This is a genomic window from Pseudoalteromonas luteoviolacea CPMOR-1 (assembly GCF_001625685.1).
GTDB lineage: Bacteria > Pseudomonadota > Gammaproteobacteria > Enterobacterales > Alteromonadaceae > Pseudoalteromonas > Pseudoalteromonas luteoviolacea_K.
In genome coordinates this window covers 65,232-81,956 of sequence record NZ_AUYC01000062.1, presented here as the reverse complement: position 1 = coordinate 81,956, position 16,725 = coordinate 65,232, and the positions used below count along the sequence as shown (strand labels likewise).

Genomic DNA, 16,725 nt, shown 5'->3' with positions numbered 1-16,725 from the left:
GCACTACCTAATATTCCCTGTTTTTTCTAACTGCGTTAATACAGCAACCTGTCGCTCTAGCTCAATAAACTGCTCGTCTGCTTTGCCTTGCAAATATTGGTGAAAGCCCAAATACATCAACAGCAACACCGCCACGGTGATACTGAAGATCACCCAGTAAGGAAGCCTTCTGCCCAATTGCGTCACAACATGCTCAGCAGGCATGCAGGTGTCTGATAAATTCAGCGGTACTTTGCCTGATAACTCTTCCAACTGAGCGCGCACATCTAACATCAGGGCTTTAAGCTGTTCTACACCCTTAATTTTATAAACCCCTTCAAAGCCCAGCTGCATACAGACGAAATACACTTCGATAACCGCACGCTTGCTGGCACCGGCTTGACGAATGTGAGTCAGCTTTTCAAAAAATGCTTCCCCAGCTCTTGAATTACCAAACAGCTCAAGTTGCAGAGGACGAGCCATCCAAGCCATTCTTGACTCCATTTCAGAGGCCATAATTTGCTCATCAAGATAGGCGGTAAGTGCAAATTTGGCTTCTTGCATGTCACTTGCGGTGATCCCATTGGCGTAACAATCGCGCTCAAATTCATCAAAGGCATTCAGCGCTTGCTCACGCAATGCCTCGATGTCTATTGACTGGCAACCTCCTTGCCGGACCGAATGCACAATGTCTAGCACAGGCGAAATACAGGCCAATAATTCAGTGTCTGTTGATGTCCTTGTCATAACCGTCATTGACTCCTATTTGGTCACGCTTACCAATTCAATTTGTATGCTTTGCAAACCGTATGGCACAAAAATTCGCATTGTCAGTTCTTGTTTTATTTGCGTCCATGCCGCACTGGAGGCATTGATCTTGAAGTATTCATAACCTCCTTTGAGTGACACCTTGCTGGGAGGTCTTTGGCAGTGGGTCAGCTCAGCACCGCCCAGAGCGGATGCGATCAGCATTTCAATTTGTGACGATGCCGCCACTTTTACTTGGTCGGCAAACAGCTCTATCCACTGTGTTGATTCATGTTCAAAGAATGCCGCTAAATAGAACTCATTATTTCTAAACTGTTCGGCTTCAAAGCCAGTGACTTCAAACATCGAGTCAGAAAGCTTTTCAAGTGGTAAATTAGCGGAGCGCTTGGTACTAATACTGCCGATAAGCTGTTGTATTTGAGATTCAAAATAACCAAAGATTTGTCCCAAATTGTCATGCTGATAAGGCGGTATATCTATCTGTTGATCTGCCTCAAAATGCGCCAATTGAGTCAGTAATGTACTCATGGCAATATACATATCTTCTGGGTGGGTATACTGGGATAACAGTAAGTGGTTCAAATAAGGCATGTTTGCAGACATGGCTTGTAGCAGCATAAATTGCTTTAAATCACTGGGGCCAAAATCTTCAACAACCCCCATCTGTGCACGACTTGATTGCAACGCTTGATACTTGGCGTTCAAAATATTGCCTGCGCTATTTAGTCGAGAAAATGTTGGTGCATGGACACGCACGTTAAGTAGTGAGGGCACAAAATGTGTATCAAATGCAAACTCTCCCTGCTCATTGGTTATCACCTTTGCACACTGCAACTGTTCAATAAAACTTTGGCTAGATGAGCTTTCAATCAACATCAGTTTGGGCTTGGCCACCATGACCTCTTTACCTCGTGCAGGGTCATGCTCATCTTGTAGTTCTACAAATTCACATTGGTAGGCACTGAGTTGGCCATTTTGCGGATACCCTTTTATGTCACTCACTGCATGATTGGTTGCCAGTGCTAAACTCAGCGTAACAGATTGCTGACCGTCATCGAGCTCATAAGTAAGCGCATCTGAGTCTGTAAACGACATCTCGATTAAGCGGCCACTTTTGAAGATAACGCTAACAGCTAATAGTTTAACCACGCCTTTTGCAATGGCGCTTTCATCAAATTGCAGGCGATAGAATCCATACGGCACTTTTTGCGATAAACGACTGCGCGCGGCCATTTCACTTTGTAAATGTTTATCCAAATGCTGAAAGTGCTGCTGACTTAACATCACACCTTCGGCCCAAACAGGCTTAAATGACAGGTTATCGAACATCATGTGCTAGTCTTCCGCGCCTGGAACATGTAATGCATTACTTTGGATTTCAATATCGAGAGACGTTGATAATGGCACGGGCCAATCGTTGAGGTCGTAGTACGTGCGCCAGCGGCCATCTGTGCGCTCGCGAAAAAGCGCGACAAAACCGACAAATTTTGCGGAATCAGCTCGCTCGAAATTGATTTTTAGGCGTTCAGAAGGGTTAATGGTGCGCTCTTCCACCGTGATCAGAGAGCTGGCTAAAATAGACCTGTCTTCTTTCCACAATTGTTCAAACGTCGCGTTTCTAAAGGCTTGTACATCAGTGAGCTGATACACCTTTAACACCACAGGCAATGGCTCATCAAACTTATTTAAGTTTATGTTATCGGTCGCCTGAACATCTAATTTAACCTGAGTCGTCATACATGCAGACAAACTTAGCAGCGCCGCAAAACAGACCATCAACCTCGCCATGATTTTATTCCTTGTAGTGATTAACTCAATTTTTATTGTTATTTGGCGCAGGCGACAGTCACAGTGTTTGATGCCAACCCAAGGTGCCATTTACTAAGCTAACCTTAAATAAATAACCACCCATTCGTCTTATTTAAAACCACTTCAATTAGCTATCTTAAACTTCAACACCAATGCTTGATCAGAATCAAAAAGCAACCATAAAGAACCAATTAATGTTAATTAATTGGTTAAAAAATTACCCATATTTGCACCCTTGCCAAAAATCGACACAGACAATACATAAAATAAATCTCCAGATCAAACCATTTAATCAAAAATAAAATATTTGATTAACAAAAACACGTACTTTATGATCAAAAACAAACTCAAAGCATGAGGTTAACTCATATTAAAGCGCTAAAAAAACAGCTTTAAACCGAATATTAATTACATAAAAATTACATTTAAGTGAAGCAAAAATGAAAAACCTCAACGATTAAGGATAGAAAAATGGCACAAACAAGGATGCAGATATATGGACTGAGTCATCAAGCTTTTGTTACACACTTCGAATTAACTTCATGTATTAGTGAGTCTTTTTTATTAAACGCCAAAATAGAGTCTAAACTCAAAATTGATAATGATTTTGTACTAGGAAACACTGTTACTTTTGAAACAATACAGAAGGATGGTAAGAGTACATTTTTCACTGCAACCTTGAGTGATTTTTCAGCTGAATATATACGACCTGAGCTGTATCAGTATCAACTTACGCTCAAACCTAAGCTCTCTAGGTTGGCAGACTCCCATCATAGTCGTATTTTTGTAAACTCCGATGTACGTTCTGTCATCCAGCAGCTACTGACACAAGCGGGCTATCAAGCTGATCAGATTGATTGGCGCCTATCACACCCACTTCCTTTTGAAAAAATCAGAGTTCAACCCCTGGAACAAGACCATAGCTTTTTACTCCGAACCCTGCAGCAGTATGGGTTATTTTACTGGTTTGAGTGCACAGGGTTGAACGAAAAAGTGGTGATCAGTGATAGTAACCTCAGCTCACCTTATGTCAGTCGAGGCCAGTTAAAGCTGCGCAGTAGTGATGGTATTGAACACAATAACACAGCACAATATGTTGGCTTTTTTGAATTTAACCGAGCAGTGTCTTGGCATTTAGCGGGCAGTCAAGTTCACCAATTCACCAGTCCCCCTAGCACAGGAGCGAGTGTCACAAAAAATTACTTTGAGCCCAATTTAAATGCACAAAGCACTGTCCAGTTAAGCACAGATTTTGAGCTCTCCGAACGAACTAAAAATGATGTACTGCGCCTCACAGGTAATGTGCCAGATGCATTACCTGGTTATTCATTCTCTCTCGTATGCAATGCCATTGGCCAAATTAGTGGAGATTATTTGTGCATTGAAGCAAAGCACATATTCAGTGCAGGTAGCAGCGAAGAGCCAGATAGCGCCCGCCATCATTGCAAGATTACCTGCATTCCTCGAAGTAACCCGTTTAAGCTACCCATCCAACCAAATTTACCAAAACCTATGATTTTTCGCGCGCACGTCGTCACCGAGCAAGCAGGCGATGACCCGACGCAAGTGGCCCTAGATAGCAACGGGCACTATCACTATAAACCCCAATATGCAGAAAATATCTCGGTTGTGCCTCACGCAATTAAGGCACTCACACGCTATGCCTGCAGTGGCCAAGCTCAAGCCACCGGCTGGCATTTTCCACTCTTGCCAAGCAGCCAAGTACTCATAGGTTGCATCAATAACGACCCGGACAATACCTTTATCATGGGGTTTGCCCCCGACCAGCAGCAAACAAGTTTGGTCACCAGTCAAAATGCTGAACACAATATCATGCAAACGCGCACCGATAACCAACTGCTTTTTGATGACAATGAGCGCACACCTAAGGTACTGCTCAAAACCCTCAACGGCGAGCAACATATCGAGTTAAACAACGATCGTAGCGCCCCTTTTATTCAAGTAGCCGCTCAACAAGGCGCAATGACGCTGATCAGTGCTGATGACTTCACTATTCAAAGTGGTAACCGCATCCAAATGCAAGCACGCGCAAGGGCGCAGCTCAAATCAAAAAAAGCCGTCGCTATGCGCACAGATAGAAGTACCATTGAAACACACAGTAATAGCACTCAAAACCTTACCGGTAGTAAAATAGAAGCCAGCGCCAATTCTCATAGCAGCATCAAATCAGGGAAACATATAAACTGCGTCATAGGGCAAGACTGTAATCTGGAAAGTGTCGGTGGGATAGTACTGTCAGCGCCCAATGGTAGCCAAGTGATCCATGGTAACGATGGCATCACCATACGCGGGCTGGGTATGGGTAAGCTTGGTCTTTATAGCCAAGGGGCTTCCATTACCCTAGACACCAGCGGCAATATCGATATTATCGCTTCACAACTACTGACGTTAAAAGGAAAGGCCGCAACCATACTAGATGGACCAATAAACTATGATTTTGAATCGCCACAAAGTCCATCGGAATCTGAAGAGCCCAGTATTTCTGATGTCGAAGATAACAATCGTGTCAGTATTCGAGATATTTAGATAGACGCGGCACTGCGTGCCGTCCTATATTTCGGTTTGAAAAGCCGCCATATCCACTAAAAATGAAATGGCTTGAGATTGTGTCATTTGCTCCGGGTCGAACTCTGTTTGGCCGTTTTTTCGCAGTAACTCATAAAAAGACTCAGACCCCCCCGCATAGCCCATTTGCCACTTTGCAAATGTGTGTTCAGACACTTCGTCATAGCTAATAATAGTGGCTTCTTCATGTCTCGGGTCGTCTGCAATATCTAAGTAGAGCTCATTGACTGTTTCTCTGTCTCCCTCCAGTGCTTGTAAAAAAAACTGGTTTTCAAAGCACAACATGCCACACACCTCTAATTCGTCGTTATTCGAGCGCGCGGTTTCTAAAATATTGCGTAAATCCGACAAACTCATACTACGCGATGCCTGACTGTAATAGACCAATCTCACTAGCTTCATATCCATACACTCCTAGTCTTCTTCATTGCACATGCCATTACACAGAAAGTGTAATCATTGGCTATAGTTATCAAAATTACAAGGCAAGAACCGCAATGATTATGGAAAGACAACAGCAGACTGTGTTACACGTTGGGCCGAATTCTGACGCCCTTGACGCCCTTGATGCGCTTTTAACGCAACTTAATTATCAACTCGAAGTCACCGATAATCTCAGAGCATGTAAAAAACTCATCCGGAAAAAAAAGCCCGGATTAATTATTTTTCATGTTGAAGACACTGATTCTGAGGCGCTGACCGAGCAAGTATTGGAATACGTGCGCATTGGCTGCCAAGACAAAGATCTGATCTTCATCGTTTCACACCCACCAGCACGCATGCCTGATGCGCTGAGCTGGATTGAAAAGTATGATATTTCAAGCTTTATTAGCTTATCACCCGATAAAAATGAATTTAACTTAAGCGTGATTGAGCGCAACCTCAAAGCTTGGCAACGTTTAGAACAGATCAATGCCCAGCACAAAGCTGAGAGCGAGCTGTTGATGAGTGTGGCGCACTTACATCGTAATAATAACGATATCAACGAGGTTATGTTGACCTTTATGCGATCTTTGGCCAATATAGCCTGCGCCACAACCCATTGCAGAATAAAAATAAGCAACCAGAACGAAGGCAGTTTAAGCCACGTGTGGCCACAAAAAGAGTCTCTTGAAAACACTCTAACTCGGGTCTTCGGCCTACCCTCGCTGCCTGCATATTTAGCCCGTTCGTTGACTGAGAAAAAACCGCAGATAGATTTACTGCCAAACGACGACGCCTTTCAACCACTCAATCAATTACTCGGTGCAAAGCTCAGCAGCTACTTAATATTCCCCATCGTTGTTTACGATAAAGTGCTTGAGATGATGGTCTTTTTTATTGATGAACACGCCATGGAGTCCGTCTCAATGCGGCAGATAGATGTCGTCAGTAAAGCGGCGGAACAACTCACTATTTTGCTTGAACGAAAAGAGTCAGAAAGACGTCTTAAAAAACAGTGTAACCGCTTAAAAGAAGCACTACTTGAGCTAAAAGAAACCCAAAACCAACTTGCACACAGCGAGAAAATGGCCACCGTCGGTCAGTTTGCCGCAGGGATAGCCCATGAGATAAATAACCCCTTGTCGTCGGTATTAAGTAATTTTGGTTCAATGGACAATTACCTTGATAGCATCCTCAATCTACAAAATTTACATGATCAGTTTTTAAGTGCTGTGGAAGGCGGAAATCAGCATGTCGGCGCAAAGCTAAAAAGCCAAATCACAAATTATCGGGGCCAATCAGACATCGACTTTATTTATGATGATATTCGCGAGATCGTTGCGCAATCTCAAATGGGCTTAAGTCGAGTCAGTGACATCATTAAAGATTTGCAGTCATTCACCGTGGTACAAAATCAGCATCACTGTCAGCTCGACATCCCAGCTATTTTGAATCAAAGCTTGTCATTGCTAGAGAGTCATAACAAGCGCGATATTGTAGTCGAGACCAACTTAACACACACCTGCCAACCCGTTTCTAACGCTGGATTTGTCCAGCAAATCTTAACTAACTTATTGAAAAATGCGTTTCAGGCAATAGAGCTGAACCAGCCTGACTCTCCCTATGTGAAAGTCACCACTCAAGAAGTCGATGGCATGCTACTTATTAAGGTAAAAGACAACGGGCCTGGCGTGCCACCCGATATTCAAGATAAAGTGTTCGACCCGTTCTTTACCACCAAAGCGGTTGGGCAAGGCAGTGGGCTTGGTTTATCTGTCAGTTATAATCTCAGTAAGCGTTTGGGTGGTCAATTAACCTTGACCTCTGATGGACACCCACCTACTCAGTTTACTCTGGCGCTACCAATAAACTAAACAGCGCCATTTTGGCGCTTGCCTGTTGTTAAATTGGGTATGGTTATCCTATATGGCAACAATTTATTGCGCTTATGTCGACACGGTATAAGGTAAAGATACGCTGACGACAACGCCACTGGTGGCACAATTACGAAACGCTAATTTGCCTTGGTGCGCATCAATTATTTCTCTACATAATGCCAACCCTAGCCCCGTCCCTGCATGTTTTGTGGAGTAAAAAGGCAGTAACGCATTCTCAAGCACCTCAGGTGCCATGCCGGCACCGAAATCTCGCACTTCGATAGTTAAGTTTTGCAGCTCATGATCTGCAAAGCTGACCTGCACCGCTGGTGCATCAAGCTGCTCACTTTGCGCTTCATGGGCATTTTTCAAAATATTGATAAGCACCTGCTCTAACTGATGCTCATCTGCATAAATCGAGGTTTTAGGTAACGCTGTAGTCAGCTCAAATGGATATAGCGCATTTAGCTGTTCCACTAAAACAGGCCAGTTAATACATTTTTTATTTGGCATTTTTAACTTTGATAACTCGCCATACCCTTTTATGAACTCATTAAGGTGCGCGATGCGACGGGAAATAGAACTAAACACTCTATCTAATCTTGGCTCAGATAAGTTTTGTGCCAATAATTGCCCTGAATGGCACATGGAACTGATCGGTGCAATAGAGTTGTTCAATTCGTGGCTGAGTACTCGGATCACTTTTTTCCATGTTTGCACTTCTTGACGCCCAAGCTCATGGGTGATGCTTTTTAGCAGGTAAAGCGTATGGCTTGCTTGATGAATACGCACACTGGATTTGGCCAAGTGCCAAGCTTGTTCATCGCCGCTTTGATCTTTGAGCGTAAAAATGCTCTCTCCGCTATTTTGCAAGGCGTGCGCAAAGTCATCATCTAGCGTTTCACTGATATCATGCCAACTGTAACCTAACAAGGAATCCCCTTCTTTAAACATGAGTTCCGCAGCGCGATTGGCAAAAATAATTTTATGATCTGGACTGACCAAAAAAGTCACGACAGGTGAGGTGTTAAGTACTTTATCGAGTAACATCTCCCTTTGATAGAGGTGCTGACGCTCCTTTCTTAATTTTTCAGTACATTGATTGAATAAATTAAACACATGGTCATAAGTTGGATCATTTTTGGGCGCGATACTCACGGAAAAGTCACCATCGATCAGACTCAAAAACCCCTGTTCAATGCTGCGTTGAATATTAGCTTGGGTTTGATTATAGCGGTAATACAAGTATCCAATGACACCAAATAATAAGATACCAACACCCAAAAATATCCAAGGGTGTGCCCCCCCATAATTTGCTACCGCCAAAGCAAATATAATTTGAGCCAAGAAAAGTAAAATTAGCGTTTTACTCATCGCGTTTTTCCAATTTGAACTTTTCAATACGACGATACAGTGTTTGACGACTGAGGCCTAACTCTTGTGCCGCGTGCGCAATCGTCCAGTTATGCTTCTCGAGTACCTGCTGCATGTGCTCTTTTTCGCTCAATGCAGTTGTCTGCTCATGTCCTTGAAACGCACTGACATCTACTTGATTTCCATCCGCAAAAATCAACGCACGTCGACAGCTATTTTCCAGCTCTCGAACGTTACCTGGCCATGTTTGCTGCATTAAAAAGTGCTCAGCTTCTTTGGTAAGCGTATGCGCCACACCAATAAAGTGTTGAGCCAATGGTATAATGTCTGCTTTGCGTTTATTGAGCGGTAAAATTTGCAATTCCATCCCATTGAGGCGATAGAATAAATCTTCTCTAAACGCACCGCTTTTAATGTCGAGCAATAAGTTGGCGTTAGTCGCACTAATGACGCGCACATCTACCTTTTGCGTCACATTAGAGCCCAATCGCTCAAATTCGCCGGTCTGCAGCACGCGCAATAGTTTCATTTGACCGGCAAGTGGTAAGTTGCCAATTTCATCTAGAAATAATGTGCCGCCATCCGCTGCTTCAAAACGCCCAGCCCTTGCTTGGTTTGCGCCAGTAAACGCGCCCTTTTCTGCGCCAAATAACTCAGCTTCCATAAGCTCTTGCGGGATCGCGCCCATATTCACTTTAATAAATGGCGCATTCGCACGCTGCGATTTATGGTGGACAAAGTCAGCCAATTTTTCTTTACCTGAACCATTAGGGCCGGTGATCAACACGTTGATGTCCGCCGCGGCCACTTTAGTCGAGGTAAAGATAAGCTCACTCATTTCTCTACTTTGATAAATCAATTTACACTCAGGGGTAGACGCAGTTTGCACTGATATATTTTCTTCGATTGCTTCTAGTAGCTTCTTATCATCCCAAGGCTTGGGGAGATAATCTGCTGCACCTGATTTGACTAACGTAATGGCCGTTTCTAATTGGCTCCAAGCGGTGATGATAATGATGGGTAAAGTGGGGTTTAGCTCTTTTAATGTGCCAAATAACTGCTTTCCTTCATCCCCTGATGTGGTCCCTTCACTGAAGTTCATATCTTGAATGACCAAATCCACTTTTTGTCGAGAGACGGTCAAAATGGCATCTTTAACGTTAGTGACCGTCAATACAGTATAATTGTGAATGCTCAACAATAAATCTAACGCATCTAAAATATCAGGGTTGTCATCGACAACAAGAATTGTGTTCATAACCATTTAAATACCATGTAGTGACCGTTTTACTGGCCACTACATGTCTTTCCTTAATTTTTATAACGTGCGGGTTGCAACCACTGGCGCTATTTTTGTTGTTTTCCATGCAGGCAACCAGGTTGCCGCAGTACCAGATATAAACACGATGATAACACAAGACAAATAACTGATAACATCCGGTTTTGGCATCACAATCACCTCTGCCAATAACATATTCACTGCAATCACACTCGCGACCCCAAGTAGTGCGGCAATACCACTGACCAGCCAATTTTCGCTCAACACATAGACTAATACATCCTTTTTCCGTGCGCCCAGTGCGCGTCTAATACCAATTAAACGCTTTTGCTTAGACACGTGAAAGTGTGCGTGGGCAAAGCAACTTATCATGGTCACCAACAACATCATTCCGGTCAGCAAACTAAATAAGGTTGCCAAACTGCTAGACTCTTTAAAATAGTCACTGTGATGTGCTTCCATGGTCAGGATCTCTCGGATCTCTCGTTCAGGATGTACTTGCTTAATTGTCTCAGTGATCGCCGTTTTGGTCTTTTGCACATCACCTGAGGTGACTTTCACCATATATATTAAGCGTGATTGAGCACGCGCCATATTTCTAAACGTAAAGATGCCATAATGTGGACGTAGACTCGATGGCCTAATTGCAATATCTGACACCACGCCAATCACTCGCCCTTCGGAGGTATGCTTACCAACCGCGCTTTCTCCCGGGTAAAGCGCCTCAGCTAAACTACGAGTTAAAATGATATTGGCTTCAAACTCATAATTGTCTAAATAGCCTCGCGTTGCGTCATCATCAAAAGTGAAGTCTCGCCCAAGATGCATTGATGCGCCGAGCAACTCAAAAAACTGCTCACCAACATAATACATTGGCACACCACTAAACTGCCTTTCTACTGGTACATCTTCTGGATGATCCGCATCTTCAATAGAGTGAAAGTTACCCCCTTTCATCAGCGGTAATTGGTTAGTAAAACTCACTGTTTCAACCACATCAAGTTTATTCAATGCCGCCATATCTTCATCTACAACAGATAGAAAGAAGTTGGCATCTAAAAAGGCTTCGGAAGTTGGACGGACCTGAAATACCAGTACATTTTCCATGTCAAAACCCACATCACGGGCTAACTTCTCGTTGGCCTCAATGCTCAACAACAAACTGTTGCAGGCGAGCCCAATGGTTAAAACTAATTGAAAAATCAGCAAGCCAGTAGCAAATTTGCGCAATAACATGGATTTAAATAATGCTTTTATGTTCATAGTGCTACTCCTTACTTTAGAATGCTGGCCAGTGGCGTACGAGCGCCCTGTACTAACGGATAAATGGTACTTAGAAGACTTGAAGTCAGTGCAACACCTACCCCGATCACTATCATGTGTAACGGTAATTCGGCCACAGGCGCTAAATCCTCAAATAGCTGACGGTATAATGCGAGTAAGCTAATAGCGAGTACCAAAGATATCAAGGCACAGGTGATCCCTAAAATCACACTCTCTATCACGCCTTGATAAAATATTTGCTTGCGACTGGCGCCAACTGCTCGACGCAAGTTCGCTTCAAATTGCCCAGCTTGATAACGAGACAACATCAAGCTATTGGCATTGAAAATACACACCAACAGAAAAATACCCGTGGCAAAAGTAAACGCTAAAAGGTCTTTATTGACGACTTCGTTCTCATCCAACCAAGCATTAACATCATAAAGTCGGTTATCCACTTCATGGCGGTGATTACCTTTGTCCTTTTGCTGCTGTGCATAGCTATCAATAAAGGTTTGAAAAGCAAGTCGCTGCTGCTCGTCTATCAGCTCAACAAAGGTCTGAATGTAATACGCATTGATCTGTCTCGTTTCACTCAGTACTGAGTAGCTATCTGTCGATAACGCTCGCGCATAGATGGCCCAGTTATTGTCTATAGCCACTTCAATAGGCACAAACAAATCATCAGTTTCATCAAATGCTTTACCTTCAGAGGCATGATAAAAGAGCGGTCTCATATGCCAAGGTTTCAACACCCCAACAATGCTATAAATTTTACCTTGCAGCTCAATTTGCTTGCCGACACTATTCTCGCCACCAAATAAGGTCATGTTGAGCTTATGGCCAATCACAACCTCTGTACCATGCTCATTTTCCCACGGGTTGCCATGGGCAAACTCAGCACCCATCATGTCAAAAAATGAAGCGGTGGTCGCTCGCGTATTGCTTGAGTAGCGAGTCAAATCATCTGAGTCCGCGCGGCGACTATAGACATGTGTTGCGTAGTGCATCGTCGCATTTTCTGCGACATCGGCATCCAGTATCGCTTTTGCATCACTGTATCTGAGCGTGTGCATGCTACCAAAGTTATTCGTTGACCCTGCGTAAGTATTCATATTGACATTAAATATTTGATCACTTTTCCCAGGAATAGGGTCTTGCGACATCAAAGACAACATGGATAAATTTGCCAGCAAAGTACCGATCCCGATCGACAGGGTTAATATAATCAAGGAAAAAAACAGCGGTGTGCGTTTAAAGTTACGCACGCATAGCTGCACATAATAGTAAAACATATCCATGTTCATCTCCTAAGCTACTGGCTGGTTCTGATTTACAATGTGTGCCTGCTCTACTGGCGCATATATGCTGTAATCCGTGATTTGACCATCAATGATTTGTATATTGCGGTTCACTTCTCTGGCTTGATCTGGGTCGTGCGTTACCATAATAATGGTGCTACCTTCTTTGTTAATGGTTTTCAGCAAGTCCATAATTTGCCTAGCCATTAATGAATCAAGGTTACCCGTCGGTTCATCGGCCAATAAAATCTTAGGTTCACCTGCCAGTGCCCTTGCAATGGCTACACGCTGCTGTTGCCCCCCAGACAGCTGACTCGGTAAATAACTATGACGACTTGCCAACCCAACCAGCTCAAGCGCGTGCTCAATACGACTGCGTCTTTGCTTGGCACTTAAACCACGATAGCGCAGTGGCATATCCACGTTATCGTAAATACTGTAGTCTGGGATCAGGTTATAATTTTGAAAAATAAACCCGATTTTCTCGCTCCTCAGACGAGATAAATCATCATCTGACAGCCCTTTGACAGCAGTGCCATCCAAGACATATTCACCCTCGTTAAACTCATCCAGTAGTCCCGCCACATTCAAAAATGTCGACTTACCTGAGCCTGATGGGCCTGTCACTGCCACAAACTCTCCGGCATCCACTTGTAAGTTAAAGTCACGTAACGCATGCGTTTGAATCGTTTCACTGCGATACACTCTGCTGATATTGTTCATTGAAAGCATAATTAGGTCCTTAATTCTTGTTGTTTATTTTGAAATTTTAAAAATTTGGCTTTGATTAAATGCGTCGTAATCAGAAATGATGATCTCTTCACCTTCTTGAACACCGCTGATCAATTCGACATAGTCGACACTAGACACACCAATTTTGATGTCGCGTAACTGAGCCATTTGGTCTTGAATGATAAAAGCTTGCTTACCGCCGAAACTGGATAAAAATGGGCCGCGTTTGACTTGCAGCACTTGAGCTTTTTTCTCAAATTCGATTCGTCCATTCACGCGCTGATTTTGGCGTAACTTTAAATCACTATTGGCGTCAATCTTTACACGCACTGCAACTTGGTTTTGTTGGATCTCTGGAGATACAGAACTCACAGCTCCCTGATAAGATTGCCCGCCAAGGGAAATCTCCACATTAAGCCCTATGCCTAAATCATCCGCATAGAATTCTGGCACCTGTAACTCTGCTTCATATTCAGATAAATCCACGATGGTCATCAGTGCTTGAGCATCTGCAACTTGCTCTTTTTGCTGAACTAACCAACTTCCCACTACACCGGCAACAGGTGCACGGACTTCCAGAGCTCGTTGCCTGCGCTTCAATTCGTCGAGAATTTGTGTTTGACGTTGAACCGACAACGCTCGCGTTTGTGCCTCAAAATCTAAGCGCTTTTTAGCCATAGTGACGCGCTTTTGCGCATGCTTGTGCATCAATTGCGCCTCAAGGAGCGTGTCTTTACTGCGTGCAAAGTCCAATTCACTGATCACTTGCTTGTCATAAGACTCTTTAGAGCGACGCTGCTCACGCTGAGCTGCATTTAAACGCACAGTTGCCTCATCTAAACTGCGCTCTAGCTCAAGTTGTGCTTCATCGTCTGCTAATAACCCTCTATTGGACTCCAACTGTAACTGAGCCAGCAGGGAACTTTGCTGGTCAATCTGGGCATCCAGTTCTGGGCTCTGGATCGTTGCAAGCAACGCATCTTGCTCCACCTTGTCCCCAGGTTTAACTAACAGCGTCGCCTGGCCGGGTTCCGGGCTGTATACTTGCGGTGCATTGGCAGCCACTAAACGCCCAGAGACAGACACATCTCTCACTAGGTCTTTTTTAATCACTTTGGCAGTCACCAGCTGCGCATAAGATACCGTTTTAATACCTGAGTACCATTGGCTAATTGCAGGGATAGACACGACCGTGATCAGCGTCATAAATACCGCCGAAACAACAAATTTCAGTTTGCTTGAACGCGTGCTTGGCGCGATGACTTCATCCTGGGACTGAGTTCCTTTAATCATTTTATAATACCTATTGATTTCGATACTCAGATATAAGCGAGGACAATGCCAATAATGATAAAAAATTAAACACATGAATTATAAAGAATTTTTTGTAATTTAATTTTATTGAGTGTCCGAACGGACACATAAGCTGTCCAAAGGTGTCACTGTTACACGCGTCTGGACACACACTGTCCACACCTCAATATCAGGTGAAAACGATTTAAAACATGCACTGTACTCTTATTGATATTACTCACATGCCAAACCTGCTCAGAGATCCAGAATCGATCTGTATATTCAGGCTCATTTTGTTAACTCAACGTCATCAAATGAATTGGTTTAAACGACTCTGAATAAAACAAGGCGCCACCACTGGTAGGTCAGTCGGTATTATTTTAAAATCAAGCTTGAGGATAAAATGATGGCTAGAGTATGGCAGGTAAGTGCATGGTGCATCATCCAATTATATAGGGTTGATACTTGAGAGAACCTCATTGGTTGAGAGCTTGAGCAATTTGGGTCATACACCCAGCGATACTGTGTATGTAAGTGACGACATGGACTAGGTACTTACTAAAACCAAATTCATTGACAAAGCAGTGAAGTGAGCCCAACTGTTTAAACCACAGAATCGATGTCATGGTCGTCTTTGCAAAGGGAGACAGCTAGGATCATCACTAAACACGACCAGAACAAGATCCGATGGACGCCACCTCGACTGTATTGTTAAATGGTTTTACAGTACAGCGTATCCACTTCATTAAGGATAAAAGAAATTAATCGGTCAACCATGATGTCGTCGTATATGTTTTATCAATCCCTTATCATTGAATTCTAGCGACACTATATTTGTCTTGTTATATTCGATTTCGCTATCCAAATGGGCAGGCTTCACCTTACCTGACTCCCGCATTTTGATAAAAACAACGTTGTGGCCGACCATAATATCCAAGATATCGATTTTACTATGGACGACTTTATCTCTTAACTTAGCAAGCATGTCTTGGCGAAGTTTAGTTTTATCTGACTAGGTAAAGCTATATTTCACATGCTCATCGACAAAATCATCAGCAAGTAGCGCAATAAACTTGTCTATGTCTTTATCAGTTGACTTAGGCTGTTGGCGCGCATTTTTGGCGGTAACAAATGCATGTGCCTTGGCTATCATATCATCATGCGTCAACTCAGCTTGAGAAAAGGCGATATTAGGTAGGGCAATGGCGACTATAATGCATACATATTTGTGCATAATAATTCCTTATTACATCACTTAATCATCAACGAGCTTCCGCTTATCTAACACCGTTTTTAAATAGGCGCTATAATCTCGCAATATCAATTGACGCGCTTGATAACCTTGTTGCTGAACACCATGTGCGATAAATGGTGGTATTATTTCCCACCCCATAAAGCCAAATATATCTTGGTAAAGACCGTCAATCTTAGTTTGATAGTAATCGATTTCATCTTGATCAGATGCACCACCTGTTGTGATTGAATACATGACTTTTTTTGGTTCAAGCTTAGCACTTTGACCATAAGCAAACCCTGAAGTTAATACACGATCAATCCAACCTTTTAAAATGGCTGGAAACGACCACCACCAAAGTGGAAACTGCAAAATTAACAAATTACATTCGGAGAGCTTTCGTTGCTCTGTGGTAATTTGCTCAGTAAATGCATCATTGGCAATTGCATATCGCTGCGCTTTAGCCAAACTGAACGATTCTTGCGTGCCTTCATAGCCCGCTACATCCGCAGGCCCCGCTATGGCTTCAAATTGATCCACATATAAATTTGATTCACTATAAGTAATGTCTAATTCAGTGAGCGTGTGTTTTGCAACTTCGTGCAGCGCACAGTTAAACGATAACACCTCAGGGTGTGCGACCACTAAATGAACCCGCATTACACCTCCTTGTTTCAAATACAATTAGTTTGTTTATGACTCGGCTTTTCGTTGATAGTTCAATTTGGGGACATTGGGTAACATACCAACCATAAATAGTTTAAAGATGTAATTAATATCCAAAAACAATACTTCGCGCTATATCGG

At 43.2% G+C, this 16,725-nt stretch carries 14 protein-coding genes; 2 read left to right on the top strand and 12 right to left on the bottom strand.

Annotated elements, in window-relative coordinates:
• Positions 1–3 precede the first annotated feature (3 nt).
• From icmH to tssJ, 3 genes are read right to left on the bottom strand one after another with little or no spacing between them, the layout of a single operon-like run.
• The gene (gene icmH / locus N473_RS21255) at positions 4–726 is read right to left on the bottom strand and encodes a type IVB secretion system protein IcmH/DotU (RefSeq protein ID WP_063369797.1); all 723 of its coding nucleotides are present in this window, start codon (positions 724–726) and stop codon (positions 4–6) included.
• Positions 727–741: 15 nt separating this feature from the next.
• Complete coding sequence (gene tssK, locus N473_RS21250; RefSeq protein WP_231099618.1) at positions 742–2,079, bottom strand: type VI secretion system baseplate subunit TssK; 1,338 nt, start codon at positions 2,077–2,079, stop codon at positions 742–744.
• Between the two features lie 3 nt (positions 2,080–2,082).
• On the bottom strand, positions 2,083–2,535 hold the full coding sequence (gene tssJ, locus N473_RS21245) for a type VI secretion system lipoprotein TssJ (RefSeq protein WP_155735688.1): 453 nt from the start codon (positions 2,533–2,535) through the stop codon (positions 2,083–2,085).
• Positions 2,536–3,027: 492 nt separating this feature from the next.
• Here tssJ and N473_RS21240 point away from each other — a divergent pair, with 492 nt between their 5' ends.
• Entirely contained in the window at positions 3,028–5,103 is a 2,076-nt protein-coding gene (locus N473_RS21240; RefSeq protein ID WP_063369671.1) for a contractile injection system protein, VgrG/Pvc8 family, read from the top strand.
• Positions 5,104–5,127: 24 nt separating this feature from the next.
• Here the strand turns inward: N473_RS21240 and N473_RS21235 are convergent, their stop codons facing one another.
• Positions 5,128–5,544: a BLUF domain-containing protein gene (locus tag N473_RS21235; RefSeq protein ID WP_063369795.1), complete on the bottom strand. Its 417-nt coding sequence runs from the start codon at positions 5,542–5,544 to the stop codon at positions 5,128–5,130.
• 95 nt (positions 5,545–5,639) lie between these two features.
• Here N473_RS21235 and N473_RS21230 point away from each other — a divergent pair, with 95 nt between their 5' ends.
• Complete coding sequence (locus N473_RS21230; protein ID WP_063369670.1) at positions 5,640–7,439, top strand: sensor histidine kinase; 1,800 nt, start codon at positions 5,640–5,642, stop codon at positions 7,437–7,439.
• Positions 7,440–7,511: 72 nt separating this feature from the next.
• Here the strand turns inward: N473_RS21230 and N473_RS21225 are convergent, their stop codons facing one another.
• The 8 genes from N473_RS21225 to N473_RS21190 form a co-directional block, all read right to left on the bottom strand.
• Complete coding sequence (locus tag N473_RS21225) at positions 7,512–8,816, bottom strand: sensor histidine kinase (RefSeq protein ID WP_063369669.1); 1,305 nt, start codon at positions 8,814–8,816, stop codon at positions 7,512–7,514.
• On the bottom strand, positions 8,809–10,074 hold the full coding sequence (locus N473_RS21220; RefSeq protein ID WP_063369794.1) for a sigma-54-dependent transcriptional regulator: 1,266 nt from the start codon (positions 10,072–10,074) through the stop codon (positions 8,809–8,811). The genes N473_RS21225 and N473_RS21220 overlap by 8 nt, the downstream gene beginning before the upstream one ends.
• A 60-nt stretch (positions 10,075–10,134) precedes the next feature.
• Positions 10,135–11,358: an FtsX-like permease family protein gene (locus N473_RS21215; protein WP_063369668.1), complete on the bottom strand. Its 1,224-nt coding sequence runs from the start codon at positions 11,356–11,358 to the stop codon at positions 10,135–10,137.
• Positions 11,359–11,369: 11 nt separating this feature from the next.
• Positions 11,370–12,659: an ABC transporter permease gene (locus tag N473_RS21210; protein WP_196766449.1), complete on the bottom strand. Its 1,290-nt coding sequence runs from the start codon at positions 12,657–12,659 to the stop codon at positions 11,370–11,372.
• Between the two features lie 9 nt (positions 12,660–12,668).
• Positions 12,669–13,391 carry an ABC transporter ATP-binding protein gene (locus tag N473_RS21205; protein ID WP_063369666.1) on the bottom strand — a complete coding sequence of 241 codons (723 nt, stop codon included), beginning with the start codon at positions 13,389–13,391 and terminating at the stop codon, positions 12,669–12,671.
• A 24-nt stretch (positions 13,392–13,415) separates the two neighbouring features.
• Positions 13,416–14,684 (bottom strand): efflux RND transporter periplasmic adaptor subunit, encoded by a 1,269-nt coding sequence (locus tag N473_RS21200; RefSeq protein WP_063369665.1) that lies wholly within the window; start codon positions 14,682–14,684, stop codon positions 13,416–13,418.
• Between the two features lie 1,012 nt (positions 14,685–15,696).
• Complete coding sequence (locus tag N473_RS26800; protein WP_231099617.1) at positions 15,697–15,918, bottom strand: hypothetical protein; 222 nt, start codon at positions 15,916–15,918, stop codon at positions 15,697–15,699.
• A gap of 21 nt (positions 15,919–15,939) precedes the next feature.
• Positions 15,940–16,578, bottom strand: a complete 639-nt coding sequence (locus N473_RS21190) for an NAD(P)H-dependent oxidoreductase (RefSeq protein ID WP_063369664.1) — start codon at positions 16,576–16,578, stop codon at positions 15,940–15,942.
• Between the last annotated feature and the right edge of the window lie 147 nt (positions 16,579–16,725).

Excerpts from the sequence above, each read along its gene's own strand:
- icmH (WP_063369797.1), bottom strand. The coding sequence starts at position 726 with ATGACAAGGACATCAACAGACACTGAATTATTGGCCTGTATTTCGCCT.
- tssK (WP_231099618.1), bottom strand. The coding sequence starts at position 2,079 with ATGATGTTCGATAACCTGTCATTTAAGCCTGTTTGGGCCGAAGGTGTG.
- tssJ (WP_155735688.1), bottom strand. The coding sequence starts at position 2,535 with ATGGCGAGGTTGATGGTCTGTTTTGCGGCGCTGCTAAGTTTGTCTGCA.
- N473_RS21240 (WP_063369671.1), top strand. The coding sequence starts at position 3,028 with ATGGCACAAACAAGGATGCAGATATATGGACTGAGTCATCAAGCTTTT.
- N473_RS21235 (WP_063369795.1), bottom strand. The coding sequence starts at position 5,544 with ATGAAGCTAGTGAGATTGGTCTATTACAGTCAGGCATCGCGTAGTATG.
- N473_RS21230 (WP_063369670.1), top strand. The coding sequence starts at position 5,640 with ATGATTATGGAAAGACAACAGCAGACTGTGTTACACGTTGGGCCGAAT.
- N473_RS21225 (WP_063369669.1), bottom strand. The coding sequence starts at position 8,816 with ATGAGTAAAACGCTAATTTTACTTTTCTTGGCTCAAATTATATTTGCT.
- N473_RS21220 (WP_063369794.1), bottom strand. The coding sequence starts at position 10,074 with ATGAACACAATTCTTGTTGTCGATGACAACCCTGATATTTTAGATGCG.
- N473_RS21215 (WP_063369668.1), bottom strand. The coding sequence starts at position 11,358 with ATGAACATAAAAGCATTATTTAAATCCATGTTATTGCGCAAATTTGCT.
- N473_RS21210 (WP_196766449.1), bottom strand. The coding sequence starts at position 12,659 with ATGGATATGTTTTACTATTATGTGCAGCTATGCGTGCGTAACTTTAAA.
- N473_RS21205 (WP_063369666.1), bottom strand. The coding sequence starts at position 13,391 with ATGCTTTCAATGAACAATATCAGCAGAGTGTATCGCAGTGAAACGATT.
- N473_RS21200 (WP_063369665.1), bottom strand. The coding sequence starts at position 14,684 with ATGATTAAAGGAACTCAGTCCCAGGATGAAGTCATCGCGCCAAGCACG.
- N473_RS26800 (WP_231099617.1), bottom strand. The coding sequence starts at position 15,918 with ATGCACAAATATGTATGCATTATAGTCGCCATTGCCCTACCTAATATC.
- N473_RS21190 (WP_063369664.1), bottom strand. The coding sequence starts at position 16,578 with ATGCGGGTTCATTTAGTGGTCGCACACCCTGAGGTGTTATCGTTTAAC.